Annotated in this window: 15 protein-coding genes; 8 read left to right on the top strand and 7 right to left on the bottom strand. The window is 68.1% G+C overall.

The features are described 5' to 3' along the window. Positions 1–309 precede the first annotated feature (309 nt). The 6 genes from hpnA (at position 310) to MKK82_RS24215 (ending at position 7,340) form a co-directional block, all read left to right on the top strand. Entirely contained in the window at positions 310–1,338 is a 1,029-nt protein-coding gene (hpnA, locus tag MKK82_RS24240) for a hopanoid-associated sugar epimerase (RefSeq protein ID WP_238291726.1), read from the top strand. After that, positions 1,335–2,231 carry a squalene synthase HpnC gene (hpnC, locus tag MKK82_RS24235; RefSeq protein ID WP_238291728.1) on the top strand — a complete coding sequence of 299 codons (897 nt, stop codon included), beginning with the start codon at positions 1,335–1,337 and terminating at the stop codon, positions 2,229–2,231. The genes hpnA and hpnC overlap by 4 nt, the downstream gene beginning before the upstream one ends. Then, positions 2,228–3,079: a presqualene diphosphate synthase HpnD gene (gene hpnD, locus MKK82_RS24230; protein WP_243987093.1), complete on the top strand. Its 852-nt coding sequence runs from the start codon at positions 2,228–2,230 to the stop codon at positions 3,077–3,079. Before hpnC ends, hpnD begins: the two co-directional genes overlap by 4 nt. After that, on the top strand, positions 3,079–4,380 hold the full coding sequence (gene hpnE / locus MKK82_RS24225; protein WP_243987092.1) for a hydroxysqualene dehydroxylase HpnE: 1,302 nt from the start codon (positions 3,079–3,081) through the stop codon (positions 4,378–4,380). The genes hpnD and hpnE overlap by 1 nt, the downstream gene beginning before the upstream one ends. Positions 4,381–4,422: 42 nt before the next feature. Then, positions 4,423–6,420 (top strand): squalene--hopene cyclase, encoded by a 1,998-nt coding sequence (gene shc / locus MKK82_RS24220; RefSeq protein WP_243987091.1) that lies wholly within the window; start codon positions 4,423–4,425, stop codon positions 6,418–6,420. 221 nt (positions 6,421–6,641) lie between these two features. Next, entirely contained in the window at positions 6,642–7,340 is a 699-nt protein-coding gene (locus MKK82_RS24215) for a phosphorylase (protein ID WP_279603258.1), read from the top strand. A gap of 142 nt (positions 7,341–7,482) precedes the next feature. On the opposite strand, the gene MKK82_RS24210 is transcribed toward MKK82_RS24215, so the two are convergent. Beyond that, positions 7,483–9,018, bottom strand: a complete 1,536-nt coding sequence (locus MKK82_RS24210) for a Do family serine endopeptidase (protein ID WP_238291738.1) — start codon at positions 9,016–9,018, stop codon at positions 7,483–7,485. A gap of 314 nt (positions 9,019–9,332) precedes the next feature. Between MKK82_RS24210 and MKK82_RS24205 the strand changes: the two genes are divergently transcribed. After that, positions 9,333–9,887, top strand: a complete 555-nt coding sequence (locus MKK82_RS24205) for a hypothetical protein (RefSeq protein ID WP_238291740.1) — start codon at positions 9,333–9,335, stop codon at positions 9,885–9,887. Positions 9,888–10,069: 182 nt separating this feature from the next. Here the strand turns inward: MKK82_RS24205 and MKK82_RS24200 are convergent, their stop codons facing one another. The 6 genes from MKK82_RS24200 to MKK82_RS24175 form a co-directional block, all read right to left on the bottom strand. Beyond that, positions 10,070–12,787, bottom strand: a complete 2,718-nt coding sequence (locus MKK82_RS24200; protein ID WP_238291742.1) for a valine--tRNA ligase — start codon at positions 12,785–12,787, stop codon at positions 10,070–10,072. Positions 12,788–12,900: 113 nt separating this feature from the next. Further along, a complete protein-coding gene (locus MKK82_RS24195) occupies positions 12,901–13,494 on the bottom strand; it encodes a PopZ family protein (protein ID WP_238291744.1) in 594 nt (197 codons plus the stop codon). A 122-nt stretch (positions 13,495–13,616) separates the two neighbouring features. Next, complete coding sequence (locus tag MKK82_RS24190) at positions 13,617–15,215, bottom strand: TolC family outer membrane protein (protein ID WP_238291746.1); 1,599 nt, start codon at positions 15,213–15,215, stop codon at positions 13,617–13,619. Between the two features lie 517 nt (positions 15,216–15,732). Continuing rightward, on the bottom strand, positions 15,733–16,806 hold the full coding sequence (locus tag MKK82_RS24185) for a hypothetical protein (RefSeq protein ID WP_243987089.1): 1,074 nt from the start codon (positions 16,804–16,806) through the stop codon (positions 15,733–15,735). Between the two features lie 273 nt (positions 16,807–17,079). Beyond that, the gene (locus MKK82_RS24180; protein WP_243987087.1) at positions 17,080–18,867 is read right to left on the bottom strand and encodes an oligosaccharide flippase family protein; all 1,788 of its coding nucleotides are present in this window, start codon (positions 18,865–18,867) and stop codon (positions 17,080–17,082) included. Between the two features lie 324 nt (positions 18,868–19,191). Then, a complete protein-coding gene (locus MKK82_RS24175; protein ID WP_238291754.1) occupies positions 19,192–20,286 on the bottom strand; it encodes an acyltransferase family protein in 1,095 nt (364 codons plus the stop codon). Positions 20,287–21,072: 786 nt separating this feature from the next. On the opposite strand from MKK82_RS24175, the gene MKK82_RS24170 reads away from it, so the two are divergent. Continuing rightward, positions 21,073–22,983 carry an HAD-IIIC family phosphatase gene (locus tag MKK82_RS24170; protein ID WP_243987086.1) on the top strand — a complete coding sequence of 637 codons (1,911 nt, stop codon included), beginning with the start codon at positions 21,073–21,075 and terminating at the stop codon, positions 22,981–22,983. Positions 22,984–23,108 lie beyond the last annotated feature (125 nt).

Raw genomic sequence — 23,108 nt, 5'->3', positions numbered from 1 at the left:
CGCTGGATGCGGGGCGCGTGCGGGTGCGGACGATGACGCTGCCGGACGCCTACCAGGATCACGACAGCCCCGAGAAGATGTACGCCGAGGCCGGCCTCGACGCCGACAGCATCGTCAAAACCGCCCTCACCGCACTGCCGGACCGGAAGGAAAGCCGCTCGCGCCTGCGGCTGGCCTGAGATCCGGCGCCCGCCACGCGACGGGGGCATTCCGCCGCGTCGCTTGCCGCCTGGGCGGTTCGATGACACAAGCGCGGCGCGGCTGGGGATCCCCGGCCGCGCTGGTTTTCGGTAACCCTCCAGATCCCTGATGGCAGAGGCCAAAACCGCCGGCTCCCTCGAGGTCGGCCCCGTGCTGATCACCGGCGCGAGCGGCTTCCTCGGTTCCGCCCTGGTCGACGTGTTCCGCCGGGCCGGCTTCCCGGTGCGCATCCTCGTGCGCGCATCGAGCCCGCGCCGGAACCTCACTTGGACCGACGTTGAGATCGCCGAGGGCGACATGCGCGATCCGGCCGCGGTGGCGGCGGCCATGCGCGGCCAGCGCTACCTGATCCATGCCGCGGCCGATTATCGGCTCTGGGCACCGGACATGGAGGAGATCGTCCGCACCAACCGTGACGGCACGCGCCTGATGATGCGCGCGGCCCTGGAGGCCGGGGTTGAGCGGGTCGTCTACACGTCGAGCGTCGCGACGATCCGACCGCCGGCCGATGGGGTGACCCCCTCCGACGAGACTATGCCGCTGACGCCCGAGACCGCGATCGGCGCCTACAAGCGCAGCAAGGTCGTGGCCGAGCGGGTGGTCGAGGAGATGGTCGCCCGCGACGGGCTGCAGGCGGTGATCGTCAATCCCTCGACGCCGATCGGCCCCCGCGATGTCAAGCCGACGCCCACCGGTCGCATCATCCAGGAGGCGGCGCTCGGCAAGATGCCGGCCTTCGTCGATACCGGCCTCAACCTCGCCCACGTAGACGACGTGGCCCACGGCCACCTCTTGGCGCTCTCTAAGGGGCAGATCGGTGAGCGCTACATCCTCGGCGGCGAGGACGTGTTCCTGTCGCAGATGCTCGCCGACATCGCCGGCATGGTCGGGCGTAAGCCGCCGACCGTGAGCCTGCCGCGGGCCGCCGTCTACCCGGTGGCGTTCTTCGCGCAGCTCGCCGCGCGGGTCACCGGCCGGCAGCCCTTCGCGACGATCGACGGGATCCGCATGTCGCGCTACCGGATGTTCTTCTCCGACCGGAAGGCCCGGGCCGAGCTCGGCTACACGGCCCGGCCTTATCGCGAGGGGTTGTCCGACGCGATCACGTGGTTCCGGCAGGCGGGGTACCTCGCATGAGCACCCTCGAATCCGCCACCGCGACGCGCTCCGGCAAGGGGCATCGCGACGAGAATTTCCCGGTCGCCTCGCACCTGATCCACCCGCGCCACCGCGGCGCGATCCTGGCGTTCTACAACTTCGTCCGCGCCGGCGACGACGTGGCCGACCACGCCACGCTGGCGCCCGAGCGCAAGATCGAACTCCTCGATCGGCTGGCCGATTCGCTGACCGGTGCCGGCCCCTCCGACCCGGAGGCGGAGCCGCTGAAGCGCGAGCTCGCCGCCCGCGCCCTGCCGCCGCGCCACGCGCTGGAATTGCTCGACGCCTTCCGGATGGACGCGCGCAAGAGCCGCTACGCGAACTGGGACGAGCTGATCCATTATTGCCGCTACTCGGCCATGCCGGTGGGACGCTTCGTCCTCGACGTGCACGGCGAGGATCCGGCCCGGGTCTACGGACCCTCCGACGCGATCTGCGCGGCCCTGCAGGTGATCAACCACCTCCAGGATTGCGGCAAGGACTTTGCGGCCCTCGACCGGGTGTACATCCCGCAGGATTGCCTCGACCGGCACGGCGCCACCGTGGCGATGCTGGGCGAGACCCAGGCGCCGCCGCAGCTCCGGGCGGTGATCCGCGAGCTGGGGCAGAAATGCCTCGACCTCCTCGACGAGGGCGCTGTGCTGCCGGACCTGATCGACGACCTGCGCCTGTCCCTCGAGATCGCCGCGATCCACCGCCTCGCCGTGGTGCTGAGCCGCGGTCTGCTGGAGCGCGATCCGCTCTCGGAGAAGGTCCATCATGGCAAGGCCGCCTTTGCCCTGACGGCGCTCGGCGGCGTCGCCGCCACCCTGGCACGCCGGCCCTTCCGCGGGCGGACGGTCCGGGCTGCGACCCAAGGAATCCGCTCGTGAGCGCCACCGCGACTCCCGCCTCGACCCCGGAGAGCGCAGCCCCGGCGCTGCCCGCCGCCGGCTCCTCGTTCTACACGGCCATGCGCCTGCTGCCGAAGGAGCGGCGGGAGGCGATGTACGCCGTCTACGCCTTCTGCCGCGCCGTGGACGACGTCGCCGACGACGGCGGTACCCGGGCCGTCCGGCAGGTCGAACTCGACCGCTGGCGGGCTGACATCGACGCCCTCTATGCCGGCCGCCCCGCGCCGCGGGTGCGCGACCTCGTGGAGCCCGTGCGCCGCTTCGGCCTCAAGCGCGAGGATTTCCAGGCGGTCATCGACGGCATGGCCATGGACGCCGTCGAGGACATCGTCGCCCCCGATGCCGAGACCCTCGACCTCTACTGCGACCGGGTCGCCAGCGCGGTCGGGCGGCTGTCGGTACGGATCTTCGGCATGCCGGAGGCGGACGGCATCCGGCTCGCCTGGCACCAGGGCCGGGCGCTCCAGCTCACCAACATCCTCCGCGACATCGATGAGGACGCCGAGCGCGGCCGCCTCTACCTCCCCCGCGAGAAGCTTCAGGCGATCGGCCTCGCCGATCCCACGCCGGTCGAGGCCATCAGCCACCCCCGCATCGGCGAGGTCTGCGCCTCCCTCGCCCGGGAGGCCGAGGACCATTATCAGGCGACCTGGCAGATCATCCGGCGCAGCCCCCGCAAGGCGACCAAGGCCGCCCGGCTGATGGCGGCGGCCTATCACCTCTACCTGAAGTCGGTGCTGGCACGCGGCTGGGCGATGCCCCGCGCCCGGGTGAAGCCCGGCAAGCTCGCGCTGCTGGGCGTCGTCCTCCGTCACGGCTTGCTCTGATGAAAACCGTCCACGTCGTCGGCGCCGGCCTGGCCGGCCTCTCCGCGGCCGTCGCACTCGCGGATTCCGGAGCCCGTGTGGTTCTGCACGAGGCGGCCAAGCAGGCGGGCGGCCGCTGCCGCTCGTACTATGATTCGGCCCTCGGCCTGACCATCGACAACGGCAATCACCTGCTCCTCTCGGGCAATGCCGACGCGCTGGGCTTCCTCAGGACCATCGGCGCACCCGACGACGCCCTGGTCGGGCCGGACGCCGTCGAGTTCGACTTCGCCGACCTCAAGACCGGCGAGCGCTGGCGCCTGCGGCCCAACGCGGGGCGGCTGCCCTGGTGGGTGATGAGCCCGGCCCGCCGCGTTCCAGGCACGAAGGCCCTGGACTACCTCGCGCCGCTCGGCATCCTCCGGGCCGCCGCCGGCAAGGCGGAAGGGGCGGGCGGCACGATCGGCGCGCATATGGCCTGCGAGGGCGCGCTTTACCGGCGCCTCTGGCACCCGGTGCTGCTGGCCGCCCTCAATACCGAGCCGCGCGACAGCGATGTCGGGCTGGCGGCACGGATCCTGCGCGAGACCCTGGGTGCCGGCGGGAAGGCCTGCCGGCCCCTCGTCGCCGTCGAGGGGCTGTCCTACGCCTTCGTCGATCCGGCGATTCGCTTTCTGACGACCCGCGGCTGCGAGATCCGCCTCGGACGGCGCCTGCGCAGCCTCGACCTCGCGGACGGACGCGTCGGGCGGCTGGTGTTCTCGGACGGTCCCGAGAGCCTCGGCCCGGAGGACAGCATCGTGCTGGCGCTGCCGCCGTGGGTTGCCCGCGAGGTGTTGCCCGGTCTCCACGCTCCGATGGAATTCCGATCCATCGTCAACGCCCATTTCGCGCTGGTGCCGAAGCCGGGCAGCCCGCTCGTTCTCGGCGTCGTCAACAGCCTGACGGAGTGGCTTTTCGCCTATCCCGACCGATATTCGGTCACGATCAGTGGGGCCGACAGGCTCCTCGAGGTGCCGCGGGAAGACCTCGCGCGACAGATATGGGCGGAGATCGCCGAGCTCTGCAACCTTGCACCCGACCTGCCCAGCTGGCAGATCGTAAAGGAGAAGCGTGCGACCTTTGCGGCGACACCGGCGGAAGCCGCGCGGCGCCCGAAGGCCGAAACCGCCTACGACAATCTCGTCCTGGCAGGCGATTGGACCGCGACCGGCCTGCCGTCGACGATCGAGGGAGCGATCCGTTCGGGCCAGACGGCCGCGCGCTCTCTGCGCGCGGGACCTGCCGCGCGCGCCGGAACCCGGATGCGCGGCGCAGCTTGAGGCATGGCGTCCGCCGCGAGGCGGTCGTTCGAGGCGAGGACTATGAGAGAGGCCGTAAGCAAAGTCGAGGCGCTGCAGCGCTCGAAGACGCAGGGGATCTCGCTCGACGACGTCGAGCGCGGCGTGATGCAGGCGACGCGCGCGCTGATCGACCTGTCGCATGACGACGGGCACATCTGCTTCGAGCTCGAGGCGGATGCGACGATCCCGTCCGAGTACATCCTATTCCACCATTTCCGCGGCACCTCGGTCCCCGGCGACCTCGAGGCCAAGATCGGCAACTACCTCCGGCGTACCCAGGGCCGGCACGGCGGCTGGGCCCTCGTCCACGAGGGGCCGTTCGACATGAGCTGCACGGTCAAGGCGTATTTCGCCCTCAAGATGATCGGCGACGACATCGAGGCCCCGCACATGCGCCGGGCGCGCGAGGGCATCCTGTCCCGCGGCGGTGCGGCCAACGCCAACGTCTTCACCCGCTTCATGCTGGCCCTCTACGGTGAGGTGCCGTGGCGCGCCGTGCCGGTGATGCCCGTGGAGGTGATGTTCCTGCCGAAGTGGTTCCCGTTCCACCTCGACAAGATCAGCTACTGGGCCCGCACCACCGTCGTGCCGCTGTTCGTGCTCCAGGCAACCAAGCCGCGGGCCCGCAACCTGCGCGGCATCGGCGTGCAGGAACTGTTCGTGACGCCGCCCGAGAGCGTCCGCTCCTGGCCGGGCTCCCCCCATGCCACGTGGCCGTGGACGCCGATCTTCGGGTTCATCGACCGGATGCTGCAACGGGTGGAGAACCATCTGCCGCGCAAGAGCCGGCAGCGTGCCATGGAGAAGGCGCGCGCCTGGGTGAGCGAGCGGTTGAACGGCGAGGACGGGTTGGGGGCGATCTTCCCCGCCATGGTCAACTCGGTGCTGATGTACGAGGTGATGGGCTACCGGCCCGATCACCCGCAGGTCCGCGTCGCCTGCGATGCCATCGAGAAGCTGGTGGTCGAGAAGGCCGGGGAAGCCTACGTCCAGCCCTGCGTGTCGCCGGTGTGGGACACGGCCCTCGCCAGCCACGCGCTGCTGGAGGCCGGCAGCCCCGAGGCCGAGGCCCAGGCCCGCGCTGGGCTCGACTGGCTGAAGCCCCGGCAGGTGCTCGACATCGTGGGCGACTGGGCGGCGCGCAAGCCGAAGGTCCGGCCGGGCGGCTGGGCGTTCCAGTACGCGAATGCCCATTATCCCGACCTCGACGACACCGCCGTGGTGGTGATGGCCATGGACCGGGCCATGCACCAGCACGGGCTCGTCGCCGGCATGCCGGACTACAAGGCCTCGATCGCCCGCGCCCGCGAGTGGGTCGAGGGGCTGCAGTCCGAGGATGGCGGTTGGGCGGCGTTCGACGCCGACAACAACCACATGTATCTCAACCACATCCCGTTCTCGGATCACGGCGCGCTGCTCGATCCGCCCACCGCGGACGTGACTGCCCGCGTGGTCGGCATGCTGGCCCAGCTCGGCGAGACCCGCGAGACCTCCCGGGCGCTGGACCGCGGCGTGAACTACCTCCTGAACGACCAGGAGGAGGACGGCTCCTGGTACGGCCGCTGGGGGATGAACTTCATCTACGGAACGTGGTCGGTGCTCTGCGCCCTCAACGCCGCCGGTGTGGATCCCGCGGATCCGCGCATCCAGCGTGCCGTGTCCTGGCTGATCCGCATCCAGAACCCGGACGGCGGCTGGGGCGAGGACGCCAATTCGTACAAGATTGATCCCGCCTTCGAGGCCGGTTCCTCCACGGCCTCGCAGACGGCCTGGGCGCTGCTCGCGCTGATGGCGGCGGGGGCCGTTGACGATCCGGCCGTGACCCGGGGCATCAACTTCCTCACCCGCACGCAGGGCGCGGACGGGTTCTGGAAGGAGGAGCGCTATACCGCCACGGGCTTCCCGCGGGTGTTCTATCTGCGGTATCATGGCTACCCGAAGTTCTTCCCGCTGTGGGCGATGGCGCGTTTCCGCAACCTCAAGCGGACCAACAGCCGGCGCGTCCAGTTCGGCATGTGACGCTGCGGGCCGGCCTCAGGGCCGGCTCTGCTTCGCCGGATCCCAGCGCGTTCGAGTGTCCCGACGACCGACCCGCGAGCCCCGGTATCCGAGACTTGGCCTCCTCTGACGATGATCCCGCGGGACCGGGCGATCCCCACCCCGTGCCGGATCGATCCGCGGCCGCGCCGCGGCGCTCGCGCCTGCTTGCCGACCTCGCCGGACTGGTTCACCAGCGCGCCATGATCGATCCCGCCGCGCCCGTCCTCGCCGTCACCGGGCTTGCCCGCGAGCGCCGCATGGCGGCCGGGGAGGGGGTCGAGGCGGTGGGAGCCGGCGGTAATCCGCACCGGCTCCGACAACTCCTGGATGCTCGCGTGCCGCCCGCCTGCCGGGCGGTGATCAGCTTCGGGATCGCCGGCGGCCTCGATCCATCGCTCAAGCCCGGTGACGTCGTCGTGGGCACTGGCGTCGTCGGCGAGGATGGGCGGCGCGCCGCCGATCTCGACTTGTCGGCCGCGCTCCTCAACATCCTGTCCGGTGTGGGCCCCCGCGTGATCCCGGCGGATCTGGCCGGCGTCGATACGGCCATCCTCGCCGTGGAGGGCAAGACGGAGCTGCGGGCTGCGACGGGCGCGGCGGCCGTGGATATGGAATCCCACGTGGCCGCGTCCTTCGCGGGCCGGCACGGCCTGCCCTTCGCGGCGCTACGGGTGATCTGCGATCCGGCCGGGCAGGCGCTGCCGGCCTTCGCGGCCGAGGCGCTCACCGCAGACGGCGAGCCCGATATCGCCGCCGTGTTCTTCGCCTTCGCCCGCGGCCGGGCGCGGCTGGGCGACCTCATGCGGCTCGCCCGGGATTCGAACGCGGCCTTCGCGGCGCTGGGACGCTGCCGGAGCCGGCTCGGACCGGGGTTGGGCATCCCAGCGCCGGAGCGCTGAAGCCCCATCGAGGACCGTCCCGCTTCGCCCGCACGGGCGGTCGGTTCGAACATACGAAAATGCGCCGGCCTGTTCGGCCGGCGCCAGTCGAGGGTCACCACGAGACGGCGCGGGAACGGGGCCCGCGCCGGGAGAACCGGCCTCAGCCGGCGTTCTTGCTCAGCGACACCGCCACGAAGCGCGTCTGACCCTTGCCGCTCTTGACCCGCATCAGCACGGCCTTGCGCCCGCTCGATTCGGCGGCTCGGATCTGCGTCGCGACATCTCCCGGCCGGGACACGCTCTGCCCGCCGACGTCGAGGATCACGTCGCCCGCCTCGATGCCCTTGGCGGCGGCCGGCCCGTCGGGGTCGACCTGAACCACGGCAACGCCCTGGTCCGACAGTCCGACCTCGGAGGCCGGCGCGAGCTGCAGGCCGAGCCGTGGCTGGCCGTTACCCGAGGCGTCGTCGTCGCGGCTCGCCACCTTGGTGCCGTCCGTGGGCATCGCGCCCAGCGTCACCGTGGCGGTATCGGCCTTGCCGCCGCGCAGGTAGCTCAGCTCGACCTTGGCGCCGGGCTTCATGCCGGCGATCTTGCGCGAGAGTTCCCGGGCGCTGTCCACCGTGTCGCCATTGACCTTCTCGATCACGTCGCCGGCCTTCAGGCCGGCCTTGGCCGCCGGGGTTCCGTTCTCGGCATGGTCGACCAGGGCACCCTTGGCCTTGTCGAGGCCGAGGCCCTCGGCGATGTCCTGCGTCACCGGCTGGATCTGGACGCCCAGGTAGCCGCGGGCCACCTTGCCGTCGGTGCGGAGCTGCTCGACCACCGCCTGAACGGTCTCGGCGGGAATCGCGAAGGCCAAGCCGACGCTGCCGCCCGACGGGGACGCGATGGCGGTGTTCACGCCGACCACCTCGCCGTTGACGTTGAAGGTCGGGCCTCCCGAGTTGCCCTTGTTGATCGGAGCGTCGATCTGCAGGAAGTCGTCGTAGGGGCCGGCGCCGATGTCGCGACCGCGGGCCGAGACGATGCCGGCGGTCACCGTGCCGCCGAGGCCGAACGGGTTGCCGATCGCCACCACCCAGTCGCCGACCTGCGGCGCGGCCTTGCCGAACTGCACGTAGGGGAAGTTCGAGCCCTCGTTGATCTTCAGCAGGGCGACGTCGGTCTTCGAATCCTTGCCGATCACCTTCGCGTCGAGGGTGCGGCCGTCGTCGAGCGTCACCTGCACGGTCTTGGCGTGATCGACCACGTGGTTGTTGGTCACCACGTAGCCGTCGGCCGAGATGATGAAGCCGGAGCCGACCGCGCCGCGCGGGCCCTGACGCTGGGGCTGCATCCCGTTGGGACCGTTCTGGCCGAAGCGGCGGAAGAATTCGCGCAGCTGCGGCGGCACATTCTGGAGGTTGCGGCCCTGGCTCGGTCCGTCCTCGTCGTCGCCGTTGCTGCTCGCCGAATCGTCGAGCTTCACCTTCACCGAGACGACGCCCGGCTTCACCTTGTTGACGATGCCGGCGAACGAGCCCGGCGGATGCTCGGGAGCCTCGATGGGGGTCTTGGGCAGGGCCTGGGCGTAGGCCGGGGTGGCGGCCGGCAGGTAGCCGCTGCCGAGGGCACCGCCGGCGATCAGCGCGGCGGCGGCCACGGAAGCGAGGGCGCGGCGCGAGGTGCGGACTGAGGGACGGGTCTCGGTCATGGGGGTCTGAAACCTCTCGGGACTGATCTGGACGATGCCGGCTCACGCGGCGGTTGATGGGATCTGTCTAGGGGATGGCCCCTGACCCCGGCGTGGCGGTCACATTACGGATCGGACAGGTGGCCGGCCGGAGGCCCTGGCCGACTCACCGCGCGCGGCCTCCGGAGTGGGTTTGAGCCGCATCCAAGATCGGCCGCTCGGTGTGGAAACCTTCGTAGCCCGTGCCGCCCGTCACATGCGCTGGGGCGGAGCCACGTCAGAATCTGGCGTGATCCGCCGGCCTATCGTCAGCAGCGGACCGGCACGATGTGGCGGTGGCCGATGCGGCGGGCGCCATGACGCGGATCCTGTTCGCGACGGCCATGCTCCTGGGATCGACCGTGGGGATCGTGGCGGCCGGGATCGATTCCGATTACCGCAGCTACTTCGACGCGAAGCCTTCCGTGACCGAGGGGGCGAAACCGAAGGGCTCGCAGAACAAGTCCCTCTCCGTCCGCGAGATCGACAGGCGCCGCCTGGACGATGATCTCGCCATCCGGACGGTCAAGCCCCTGAAGCCTGGATACCGCAACCAGACCGGGATCGACGTGCCGCCCGATTATTCCTCGCCTCCGCGTGAGCGCGGGTACGACGGCTTCGGAAGTTCGGCCAGGTCCGGCTCGTACGGCAGTGCGAACGCACCCAATCCCTTCACCGGGAGCCTCGGCACGCGCCGGTCGCGCCCGGCTGCGGGAGCCAGCCAGCTCTTCCGTCGATACCGGCAGGTCGACACCCGCAAAGCCCGTCCCCTGGCCATGGAGCGCGTGCTCCGCATTGATGTGCGAGACCCCGGCGGACTCGAAGCCGGAAGCCCGCTCGACCGATCCTGATCGGACGATACGATCGCGCATCGACGCACCCCCGCATCGCGACGCGCCGGGCAATCGGAGATGACCCGGCCGCGAAAGGGGGGATACCCGATCGCCCGGCGACGTTCGGATCGCACCTTCCGGCGGCTGCGCAGCACCTCAGGACGGGACCAAGAATTGGAGGTCCTGAGCCGATCCCGCGCTCAGGTGCCGCTCAGCCGGGCCAGGGCCTCCTCGAGTTTCGCGAGGCGCACCGTCTCGCTCTCGCGCCGCTCGCGGTTCTCCTCGATGATCTCCTCCGGCGCGCGGGCGACGAAGTCGGCGTTGCCGAGCTTGGCGTCGATCTTCTTGATCTCGCCCTGTGCCTTGCCCTGCTCCTTCTTCAGACGCGCGACCTCGGCGGCGAGATCGACCACGCCTTCCAGCGGCAGGGCGGCGACGCTGCCGCGCACCAGCAGCTGAACCGAGTTCTTCGGCGGCGTCTCCGCGAAGTCGATCTCCGACAGCCGGGCCAGGCGCAGAAGCGTGTCCCGCCAAGCCTCGACCCGCGCCCGGACATCGGGGCTTGCCCCGACCAGCACCAGCGGGATCTGCGCGGCGGCGGGGACGTTCGTCTCCGACCGCGCCGAGCGGACTTGGCTGACCAGCTCGACCACGAACCCGACCTCGGCCTCGGCGGCGGCATCGGCGAGGCCCGCCAGATCCGGCCAAGCGGCGAGGGTCAGGAGGCCGCGCTCCGCCAGCCCCGCCCCCTTGATCGCCCACAGCTCCTCGGTGAGGAAGGGCATGAACGGGTGCAGCAGCTTGGCGACCTGGTCGATCAGGAACGCCACGGTCGCCTGCGTTTCCGTCCTGATGGCGGGCTCGACACCCTCACCTTGGAGCACGGGCTTGGCGAGCTCGAGATACCAGTCGCAGAAGATGTTCCAGACGAAGCGGTAGGCGGCGCCCGCCGCGTCGTTGAAGCGGAAGGCCTCCAGCGCGGCGGTCACCTCGTCGACCGCCCGGGCGGCCTCGGTCAGCGCCCAGCCATTGATCGCCCCGGTGACCGAACGCGGGTCGAAGGCGGGGTCGAGGCGGCAACCGTTGAGTTCCGCGAATCGGGCGGCGTTCCAGAGCTTGGTCGCGAAGTTGCGGTAGCTCTGGACCCGGTCGGCGGACAGCTTGATGTCGCGGCCCTGGACGGCAAGCGCGCAGAGGGTGAAGCGCAGGGCGTCGGCGCCGACCTGATCGATCAGCTCCAGCGGATCGACGACGTTGCCCTTCGACTTCGACATCTTGGCACCCGACGCGTCCCGCACCAGGGTGTGCAGGTAGACCGTGTCGAAGGGCGCCTGGTCGGTGAGGTGCAGGCCCATCATCATCATCCGGGCGACCCAGAAGAACAGGATGTCCTTGCCGGTCACCAGGGTACTGGTCGGGTAGAACCGGGTGAGTTCCGGGGTCGAATCCGGCCAGCCGAGGGTCGAGAACGGCCAGAGGGCCGAGGAGAACCACGTATCGAGGACATCCTCGTCGCGGGTCAGAGGCACCGGCCGGCCATGCTTCGCCTCTGCCGCGGCAGAGGCCGCAGCCTCACTCTCGGCGACGAAGATGCCGCCCTCGGCGTCGTACCAGACCGGGATCTGGTGGCCCCACCAGAGCTGGCGCGAGATGCACCACGGCTCGATGTTGGTGAGCCACTGGAAGAAGATCTTCTGGTAGTTCTCGGGGACGAACTTGGTCTGTCCGTCGCGCACCGCCTGGAGGGCGCGCTCCGCCAGGGGCTTGACGTTCACGTACCACTGGTCGGTCAGGTACGGCTCGATGACCACGCCCGAACGGTCACCGTGCGGGACCGCGTGGGTGTTCGGCTCGGTCGCGCGCAGGCGCCCGCGCGCCTCCATCAGCGCGACGACCTCCTTGCGGGCCTGCGCCCGGTCGAGGCCGTGGAGCGCCAGGGCCTCGGGCTCCGGGGACGTTCCGTCGAGGAAGTCGGCGTTGCCCTCGAGCAGCATCCGGCCCTCGGGATCGAGGACGTTGATCAGGCCGAGCCCCTGCCGGCGGCCGACGTCGAAATCGTTGAAGTCGTGCGCCGGCGTGATCTTGACCGCGCCGGTGCCCTTCTCGGGGTCCGAGTATGCGTCGGCCACGATCGGGATCAACCGGCCGACCAGCGGCAGGCGCACCCTCTTGCCGACGAGCGCCGTGTAGCGCTCGTCCTCGGGATGGACCGCCACGCCGGTATCGCCCAGCATCGTCTCGGGGCGGGTGGTCGCCACCGTGATGATCTCGCCGGTCTCGGCGCCTTCCGCGTCCACCACCGGGTAGTCGAAGTGCCAGAGATGGCCCCTCGTCTCGATCTGCTGAACCTCCAGATCCGAGATCGCGGTCTGGAACTTCGGATCCCAGTTCACCAGCCGCTTGTCGCGGTAGATCAGGCCCTGCCGGTGCAGATCGACGAAGGTCTTGAGGACGGCGCGGCTCAGGCCCTCGTCCATGGTGAAGCGCTCGCGGGACCAGTCGCAGGAGGCGCCCAGCCGCTTCAGCTGGTTGACGATCGCGCCGCCCGATTCGGCCTTCCAAGCCCAGACCTTCTCGACGAAGGCCGCGCGGCCGATCTCGCGGCGGCCGGGCTCCTGGCGCTCCATCATCCGCCGCTCGACCACCATCTGGGTGGCGATGCCGGCATGGTCGGTCCCGGGCTGCCAGAGCACATCCTTGCCGCGCATGCGCTCGAAGCGGCAGAGGATGTCCTGCAGGGTGTTGTTGAGGGCGTGGCCCATATGCAGCGAGCCCGTCACGTTCGGTGGCGGGATCACGATGCAGTACGGCGGAGCTCCGGCGCGCTCGGGCTGGCCGGCGCGGAAGGCGTCCGCCTCGGCCCAGGCGGCGGAGATCCGCGCCTCGACGGAGGCGGGTTCGAAGGTCTTGTCCATCATCGCGGATACGGGCCGGCGCTTGTCCAAACGGGGTTGGCCCCGCTTTCGACCGTCGCGCCGCTCCCGTCAACACGCGGACGGCGACCCGCGGCCGCCGTATCCAGCCCGCCGGCTCAGCGGCCGCGCGAGACCCGCTCGATCTCGGCGCGCACGAGGCGCTCGACCACGGCCGGCAGGTTGTCGTCGAGCCAGGATTTCAGCATCGGCCGGAGCATCTCCTTGACGAGATCCTCCAGCGTGCGGGCATTCTGCGTCAGCACCGTGTGGGCCAGCAGGTTGAACGCACCGCTGACGCTGGCGTCGGTAGCCGGAGAGACGAGGGCGTCCGGCTCGGGCTGTGGGGCCTGAAAGAGCGGCTGCGGCGGCGGGCTCGGCGGCGCCGGCGGTTCCGGGATCGGCTCGGGCTCAGGCTCAGGCTCCCGCGCCACGGGAATGGGATCGTCGAAGTCGATCGCGTCGAAATCGAGCACGGCCGGCTCGGGCTCAGGCGCTACGACGCGGGGCCGCATCACCGGCTCGGCGACCTCGGCGAGATCGAGGACATCCTCGGGTTCGGGCGCGACCGTTTCAGCCGGCTTCGTGGCCTGATCGTCGGCGATGATCCGCCGGATCGAGGCGAGGATCTCCTCCATCGAAGGCTCGTGCGCCTTGTCGGCAGCCTTATCCTGGAACTTCGAATCCGGGATCTTGGGGCTTGCTGCACTCATCGGCAGGCGCACTCGGACGTGGGAGACTGGAATGCGACCCGAACGGGTCGCTGTTCAATCAGTATTCCATGCCGTTTCGTTGCGGCAAGCGCGCCCGCACCACACTCCCCGTGGAAAAGACCTCAGCGCCCGTCCGGCGTGCGCAGGCCGAACCACAGGTCCTTGACCTGATCGTAGTGCACCTTGGCGCTGTAGTACTCGACCGGCAGGGCCGTGAAGCGCGCCGTCAGCTGACCAATGGCCTGCACGACACCGTAGGAATAGATCACCCGGTCCCGCTGGGCGACGATCAGGTTCACGCGCGAGGTGAGGAGTTCCTGCTGCGCGTTGAGCACGTCGAGGGTGGTGCGCTGGCCGACGCGCGCTTCCTCGCGCACGCCGTTGAGCGCGACCTCGTTGGCCTGGACCTGAGCCTGGGCGGCGATGACCTGCGCCTTGGCGGCCTCGAGCCGGCCCCAGAAATCCACGACCTGCGCGCGGACCTGATCGCGGACCTGATCGACCTGGATGCGGGTCTGGCCGACCGTCTCCTTGGCCTGCCGGATCTGCGCGTAGGTCTGACCGCCCTCGTAGATCGGGATGTTGAGCCGGCCGCCGACGAAACCGATGAAGAAGCTCGAGTTCGGGCCGTTCTGGTCATAGAGCTGACTGAGGGAGCCCTGCAGGCTCACGCTCGGGGCCAGCTGGCCCTCGAGCACCTTCACCTGCGCTTCGGCGGCATCCACGGCGTGGATGGCCGACACGATCTGCGGATGCTCGCGCAACCCGACGGCGATGGCCGCGTCGAGGCTCGCCGGTACGAACCGATCCAGCGGCCGGCCCGGCGCCAGCTGACGCGGCTCGACGCCGATGTTCTGGCGGTAGACGCCGATGCTGGTGCGCAGGGCGGACTCGGCGACGCTGACCTGCGAACGTGCGCCGGCGAGGCGCGCCTCGGCCTGGGCGACGTCCGTGCGCGTGACCTCGCCGACGTTGAAGCGGTCGCGCGTCTGCCGGAGCTGCTCTTCGAGCACCTCGACGTTGTTGCGGTTCAGCTCCAGCGTCGCCGTGTTGCTGAGCACGTTCATGTACGCCTGAACGGCGTTGTAGAGGACCGTGAGCTCCGTGTAGCGGAGCGTCTCGCGCTGGCTATAGACGGTCGATTCGGCGCGTCGGGTCAGGTTGTCGGTCTGAAAGCCGTTGAAGAGCGTCTGCGAGACCGTCAGGCTGGCGCTGCTCGGAAGGTAGGTCGTCCGGATCGTCCGGCTCGACGTGATGGTCTGGGAGGCAATCTCCGGGGACGCCCCCCCGACCGAGCCCGCACCGCCGACCGCGGTCTGGCCGGCACCGCCCGTGGCGAACGAGCCGTTCGTTCCGAGGCCGGTCGTGCCTGCCGCGGTGCCGATCCCTGTCGACGTTCCGAGGCTCGCCCCCGCCCCGGCCGTTCCCCCGCCCAGAGCGGCGCCGGTGCCGGACGTCGTCCCGCCCGCGGCGGTGGATCCGGCAACGTTCGTCACCGCGCTCGCGGACCGGGTCTGGAGGTACTGGACGCCGATCGCGGCGCCCACGTTGACCTGGGGGCGATACCCGGATTGGGCGATGGCGACGTTCTCGTCGATGGCGCGCACGCCGGCGCGGCTCGCGTTGAGCGACGGATTGCCTTGGTAGGCCTTCGCGAGCGCGCTCTCCAAGGTCTCGGCCGCGGACGGAGTCGCCGCCAAGATCGCGAGCGCGGAAACCATCCCGACTCGGCGGAACCTCAGGCAACTCGCTTGTGGACGCAGTGTCACGATGAACAAGCCCTTGCGGTCTCTTTGGAGCCGGATCTCCGAAACGAAAACGGCCAAGGTGCGGCGTTCCGTTGGTATCCGATCAAGCCCGCCCCACCGTCACGCTTAGCTCAAATTTGGCCCTTTGGCTCGGTCGCAGCCGTCCGCGACGTCGGAATGTGCAGGGTTGGGGCAATAAGGTGACACATCCCTATAGCCCACCCTATTGCCCGCGGCGGGTCTGCAATCAGCCCTGCCTGGGTGCGGGGCTGGCGGCATTCTCCGACGCTGAAACTGAATTTGCGGTCGCGATTTGCCGCGAGGGCGGTTGTGGCGGCGGCGGGGCGCTTCGGCGCATCGCAAGGGGGGCTCCGGAGCGCCCGGCTCGAACGCGGGCGGCGGATGGCTGGCTCACGACGACCGCGGGCCTTCCCGGGCGTGGCGGGGATCATCGCCCCCGGCTCTCCCGCGACGGGATCGGGATGGGCGTTCAGGACGCGATCACCGCATCGAACTGGGCTTGACTGAGCGCGACGATCTTCTCGTAGCCCGCCGCCAGATTGGCTTGGAACCGGTGGACCTCGGCGAGATCGAGTTCGGCGGAGCGGAGGAAATGCAGCAGGCCCTCCCGGTCATCGAAGAAGTACCCGAAATCCCCGATGATGCCGGTCAGTTCTTCGCCGAAATCCGTCCTCAGCCCGATCATGGGCGTGCCGGTGAGGAGCATGTCCATCATGGCTCCGCTCGCCTGCAGCCGGTAGGGATCGCTCGGAAGATGCAGGAAAAATTCCGCCTGGGCGATCTGGTTGAGGCGATCCGTGTACTCCATCAGGAACGTCTTCTTGTTGTTGGCTCCTTCGAACTTGTTCGCGAGCACGACGACCTCGAAGCGGCGAGCCTCCGGAGCGATGCGTTCAAGGTTGCTCAGGAGTTCCTGGTTTCCGGGCAGGAGGGCGTGCCAGCCGGGGATGAAGAGGACCCGCGGTGTCCGAGATGCGGAAACGGCGGCGCTGCGCCTGTCTTCCGTCAGCGGCGCGATGCCCACCGGGTGGATGATGGAGATGATGCTGCCCGGTCTGGCGAGGGAGCCGATCATAGCCTCGATGTTGGCGCGGATCCTGCTCCCCAAGACGACGAATTTGACCCGCTCCGAAGTTCGAAAGAGCAGGTACCACTTCATCAGGGTCTTGATGCGCCACGCCTTCTTCGGCCCGACCGCGTTCACGAAGTGGCTGTGCAGCATCCAAAGGATCGGTTTCCTGCTCGCTCTCCAATGGAAAATGACCATATAGGCGAACAACAGATATTCGACATTCGTAAAAATGATTTGGTCGAATTGCCTGCCTGCGATTACCTGCCGAATCGTCTTCCTGATCTCGGACCTGCGGTGCCAGGGAACAAAGGTAATCTGAGCGCTGATGTCCGGTCCGAGATACTGCTTGAGCGCGTCGCAGTGCGTCGCCTCGGCGATCAGGGTCACGCGCTCATGCCGCGAGACGGCGAGGCGCGCGATCCCGGTGTTGACCAGGAGATGCGACTGACCGACCACCGAGGGGTCGATCAACAAAGCGCTTCGCTCGCCTGAAGGAGCTGGATGACTCGGCATAGTCAAGACCTCGGCGAAAATGGCTTCGGAATGATGAACGAAGCCGAAGACCGTTGGACGGTCTCGACCCGGTACGTAGAGCCATTCGCGGACTCATGCAGCGGGCCGGTGACCGGATTTGTCGAGCGCTGAAGGCATGTCCCGTCCATGGACCGAATGCCTCCGGCACCTCTCCCGCTGATATGTTTTATTATCGGTTCACGCGGCGCATGATCGCCACGCCGGGCGGCCTCAACGATCCTTCTTGATCATCCCGGCCATCGAGGATCTCAGGAACGTGAACTCGCTCCTGAGGTTCTTGCCCTCGATCGCGAACATGGCCGCGAAGTAGGCGATGGCCGCCGCGAGAATGGCGCCGCAGAGCACCACGAGACCGTTACCGGCCACATGCAGGACACTCCAGCAGACGATTCCGCTGATGAGCGCCGCGACGAAGGATCCAGCCATTTCCTTGCCGATCGTGAGGAGGCGCGCATCGGCGACGCGCACGACGAAGCCGCAGACGACCACGGCGTAGAGCACGTTGGATATGGTCACCAGCCACACGGATTCCCAGGCCGGCAGGAAATGGCCGGTCGCCACCGCTGCCACGCGGCCGAGGCCGAGCAGCACGGTCGTCAGGAAGAAGGTCAAGTTGGCGTTGAGGGCCAGCAGCAGCGCGGTCCCCATCGAGGCCGTGGTGCTGAGCGCGTAGCCCGGGGCGAGGATTTGCAGAAAGACCCCGGCTTGCGCCCATGTCGGGCCGAGGGCCTGCGCCAGGATCTCCGGACTGGCGGCCGTCAGGACGGCCGCGGTCGGGAACGTGACGAACGCCATGAGGCGGCAGACCTTGTAGTAGATCTGCAGCAGTCGTTCGTGCTGCTCGCTGAGGGTCTGCGCGTAGAGGGCTGACCAGGTCGGATTGCTGAACGCCTCGAACAGGAAGCGCGGAACTTGATTGGCGAAGTTGTAGGCGCCGAGGACCCCTGCGCCGAAGGCGTTGCCGAACAGCACGCTTTCCCCCGAGCGGCACGCGAGGTCGGCGACCCGCCCGCCCATCAGGATCCCGCCCGAGGACAGATGGCTCAGCATCGCCGAGGGCCGAAATATCGCCGCCGGCCGCTCGAAGGCGTACAGATTCAGGATGATGGCGCGGACGATGTAGACGGTCAGAAATTGGAACGCCAGGCTCTTGGCCCCGAAGCCCATCACGCCGAGCGTCACGGCGCAGGCCGCGCCGGCCACCGTGGCGGTGAAGTCGGCGATGGCGCAGGCGACGAGATTTCCGCTTCGCGTCAGGCGGGCGACGGGCAGCACCGCGAGGCTGAAGAACGGGAAGCTCATCGCCAGGATAAACATGAGCGTGTTGAGCTGCGGCTCGGACGAGGCCAGCGACAGCAAATACCCGGAGGCGATCACGACCACGGACAGCACCAGTCCGAATCCCATCAGCACCCAGAAGGCCGTCGACCAGACCTCCGGCGCGTTCGTCCGGTCCCGGGCGAGGGATAGGCCCACGCCGCCGTCAGCGATCGCGGCCAGGAACGCCACCACGGGGACGGCAAGGGCGTAGACGCCGAACTCCTTCGGGCCCAGCAGATGCGCCATGAGCGGAAGAAGCGCGAGTTGGATGAGGATCTTGACGATGCTCACCGTTCCGCCGGACCCGATGTTCCTCAGGAACAGGGTCGTCCGCTCGTGCGGCTGGGTAGCGGGAACGATATCGAGATCGGGATTCGGCACAAGGCCGCCATCCATCACCAGTTCGGGTGCGAGGGGGATAGGCCGGTGCGGTTGAAGCTTTGGCGCGCGGTTGGCGACATACTCGGTTTCCACGCAAACAATAGCCTGTTCGAGCTCTTTGATGTCCTGGCTCCGGCGGTGCACCACACTTGTATCGTGCGGGTCCTCGAAATTCAGAACGATCTGACGAGCATATTGGTAGATCTCATTGCGTTCAGCAATCGCACAATCACCCACGGAACCCATGGCATCTTGAATGATGGTGTAGAATTCTTCACTCCGGGGTGTTTGCGCCATCACGACACTGCTCTCAAGTCGCCTCTGGGATGCCTGGAAATGCCAAGCCGTTGATCGTGCGATAGCATTGGCTTCTCAGCAGGCTCGCCGCGCCGTACTCGGCCGGCGGAGAGCCGAGGCGGGTGCACGGCCGACGCAACTGTCCCGCTCCATCTGGGTCGGGCCGGTCGAATTTGGAGGCGGTTCAGTGATCTCCCGTGGGACGGCGACATCTGCATCGGGGTGCGATGCGACTCATCGGGCGCGCCTAAGGCGAGCCCGTGGGCGGTTTGTCTGATCATCCCGCTCGGCCCCGGTACCGGTCTCAACCTCTCGCGCGAAGCCCTAGGCGCCCAACCGTGTCGGCGTGCCGGGTAGCGGACGCAACCGCCGCCACCAAGCTGTCGTGACGGCACGAACCGGCTCGTCGAAGATCCTCAAGGCCATCATGCTCGCCAGCGGCAGCACGATCAGGAGAATGGCTGCTTCCGCCATGAAGTTCGTCGTCTTGAAGACGATTTGATAGGCGCCGTTCATCCAGCAGAAGATCGGATAATGGAGGATATAAATCGGATACGAGATCGCTCCCAGCCAGGTCGCGATCAGGAAGGTCCGTCCGGTGATGCGGACCCGTGCCGCCGTGACCACCAGCGCCGGTGAGAGCAGCGCGATCCAGGCGAGTTCCAGGGGCCACGGCATCAGGTATGGCAGAGGTAGAGCGAAGGTGACCACCATGAGGGCGAAGCACGCCCGGAAGACCGCCTTGCCGAACGCCGCGAGCTCGACAGTCCCTCTATGCTCGGTCAGGGTGAACAGGATCACGCCCGCGTAGAAGGAGTAGAGCACGCGCGGCAGTCCAAGCCAGAAGGTGCCGGCCGTGTCGCCGCCGATCCCGAACAGGGCGAGATAGGCCAGGGAGACGCCCGCGACGACGTAGTTCAGGCCGCGCCAGCGGAGGCGGCTCGTCAGGTACCAGGCGAGGTTGGCGAAGAGTTCGAGCCAGATCGTGTATTGCGGTCCGTTGAGCGGGAATAGCTGCGGACCGCCGATGGCGGGGGACGCGCCGAAGAACGGGACGCTGATCAGGTTGAGCGTGATGGCGGTGACCAGTTCGGCACCGAAGGTTGCGTCCCGACCCTGAAGCGTCCGGGCCCAGATGTACGACCCGCTGATGACCGTCGCTACGACCACCAGGGGCATAAGCCGGATCAGTCGGCTGATCATGAAGTCCGGCAACGTCATCCCGGCGGCGAAGCGGTCCGCGTACGCGCTGGCCAGCACGAAGCCGCTCAGGCAGAAAAATAGATCGACCGCGAGGCCTGCATTGACAGCATAGCCGGGACCCAGCAGCCAATGCTGGACGTGATAGACCAGAACGAAAAAGGCGGCGATGCCCCGAATGAGATCGAGGGTGGGGTAGTATCGTCGGCTATCTGGCACTGGGCACCACGTCGATTTCTTCCGGCAACGGCCGCTCCGTCACGCGAAGTCGCGCCGTCGAGCGTGCCGGAGGCATGAGAGCGGCCCCGATCTCAGAGGCGCCGGCACGGTGCATGCGGGTCCGCATGCTGTGGTCGACGGACCTTCCCCGCGGGCCGAGGGACGGACGGCATGGTGGTTGCGGGACATTGGCTCGCGATCACGGAAAATTCTGAGTCCCAGGTGTCGCCTTATCGGTCAAGATGGGACCGGTCGATATCACACGGATGCAATACAGGCATATCAATAATGCGGTTACGCTCGCACCCCTCGGTCGGCCGGGGAATGGCCGGCACCCCGCAATCGCTTCGATCCGCTCCCGATCTTGATGACGACGCAATACCTTCGCGCTGGCGACGTCTCAACCATTCCGCTTCTCTCCGAAAAGCCGAGACGGCCGAGCGTGACCATCGGCAGGTTCAGGGTCGAGAGGCGTGGAGAAATCAGCAGTTTCAATAACCTGCATCATGGCGTCTCGACGCGTTAACCACCCGGCTCGTCGGCGGCGCGATTTAGATCGGCTGCTTGTAAGCTAAGCAGAATGCCTAGGGTTGTCTTCCCGGCATGGATAATTTACTCTGATTCTAATGACACTTATTGAACTCTAGGCCCAGGGAACAGCCTTCAATATTATTGTAGGTATTTGCTTTGCCCTAAGGTTAGCTGATCTCTGCGGCCTCAAACTCCGTCGGGATCGTCAAGTCGAGCGGGTTTCTGCAAACGAAAGGGTGATGAGCGAGAGGCCGAATGCAAACCAACATTTTCGAGACCCTCGATTGGTTGCCGGACGCGCCGGAGGATTTCCGTCAGCGCTGTCGAGTGTTGGCCGCCGACGCTGATGCGTCCGGGCGGGACGTCTACGCGCTCGCCAGTGCCAGATTGGACAACAACAAGCTGCGGGTTCTGGGCGGGGTCATCACGGGACTGATCGCGACCGGCGTGACGCTCACGCCGCTATCGCCGTTCAAGCTCGGTCTCATCGGAACGGGTACGACCGATCTCCTGCTGCCGCCGATGGTCGCGAGTGCGGCGCGGCACGGGATCGCCCTGCAGGTGGTCGCGGGCCATTACGAGAGCGCGCTCCAGGATGCGCTCGACAGTGGCTCCGGCATCAACGTGTCGCGACCCGATGCCGTCCTGATCGCGCTCGACCATCGCAGCCTCCCGATCTCGACCGTGCCGGGTGAGCCGGAGCGCGCGGAGCAGATCGTGGAGGATTGTGCGCAGCTCTACGCCGCCATCTGCGGCGCAGTGCGTCAGCACGGCGGCGCCTTCTGCATCCTCCAGACCCTGGCGAGCCCCCCGGAAGCGGTTTTCGGAAGCCTCGACCGCTCCGTGCCCGGGACGCTGGATTGGATCATCCACCGGGTCAACGAGCGCATCGTCGAATTGGCCCAGCGCGACGGGAATGCCCTGTTCGACGTGGCCCGACTCGCGGCGGTGGTGGGAACCGGCAACTGGTTTTCCCCACAGGAATGGAACGTCGCCAAGCTTGCCTTCTCGTACGACTGCGTACCTCTCTATGCGGATAGACTCGGCAGCCTTCTAGGCGCGCTGCGCGGCAAATCCCGGAAGTGCCTCATCCTCGACCTCGACAACACGATGTGGGGAGGCGTAATCGGCGATGACGGCATGGCCGGGATCAACATGCGCCAGGGGGACGCGACCGGTGAGGCGCACTTGGCCCTCCAGCAGGCCGCCCTCGAGCTGCACAAGCGCGGGATCCTGCTGGCGGTGAGCTCCAAGAACACCGACGACGTGGCCCGGGAGCCCTTCCGGACCCATCCGGAGATGCTGGTGCGCGAGAAGCACATCGTCGCGTTCCAGGCGAATTGGCGGGACAAGGCATCGAATATCGCCGCGATCGCGGAGGAGCTGAATATCGGTCTGGATGCGCTCGTCTTCATGGACGACAACCCCGTCGAGCGGGACCAGATCCGGCAGGCGCTGCCGCAGGTCCTCGTGCCGGAACTGTCGAGCGATCCCTCCGACTACGCGCGTCGGATGCTCGCGACGGGGGCGTTCGAGGCTGTCGCGTTCCTGCAGGAGGACAAGGGTCGGTCCGAAGCCTACAAGGCGAATGCGCAGCGGCTCGCCCTCAAGAGCGACGCCATCAACATGGAGGATTACCTCGCCTCCCTGGAGATGGAGATCCATTTCGATCGGTTCGACGAGACCGGCCGGAGCCGGATCGCCCAGCTCATCAACAAGAGCAATCAATACAACCTGACGACGCGGCGTTATACAGAGAGTGAGGTGGCCCAGCTGGAGGTCGATCCCCGGGCCTTCACCCTACAGGTCCGCCTGAAGGACAAGTTCGGCGACAACGGGATGATCAGCGTCATCATCTGCCGCGCGGAAGGGGACGACACTTGGCGGATCGAAACGTGGCTCATGAGCTGCCGCGTCCTGGGGCGGCAGGTGGAGCATATGGTGCTGCAGGAAATCTTGCATCACGCGCGAGCCGCCGGCGTGCGGAGGCTCGTCGGTGAGTGGCGGCCCTCCGGCCGCAACGACATGGTGCGCGATCACTACGGCAAGCTCGGCTTCGCTCCCGACGGTGCGGGACCCGAGGGGAGCACGCTCTGGACGCTCGCGGCCGACCATGAAGCTCCCAGGCCGCGGATGACGGTCATCCGCACGGGCGTGCCCGTCTAGGGCATGCTCAGCGATCCGCAGATCGCAGGGACGCTTCAGACGACCGACTTCGCTGTACCGTCCGCCGCGTGCGCTCCCGCCCGGCGGACGGTACGTCTTCGACCGCGGCCGTCCCATGCGCCGCC

This window comes from Methylobacterium sp. E-046 (assembly GCF_022829625.1).
In the GTDB taxonomy this organism is placed as follows: Bacteria; Pseudomonadota; Alphaproteobacteria; order Rhizobiales; family Beijerinckiaceae; genus Methylobacterium; species Methylobacterium longum.
Note: the sequence above shows the minus strand (reverse complement) of the source record. Positions and strands in the feature narration are given on the sequence as shown.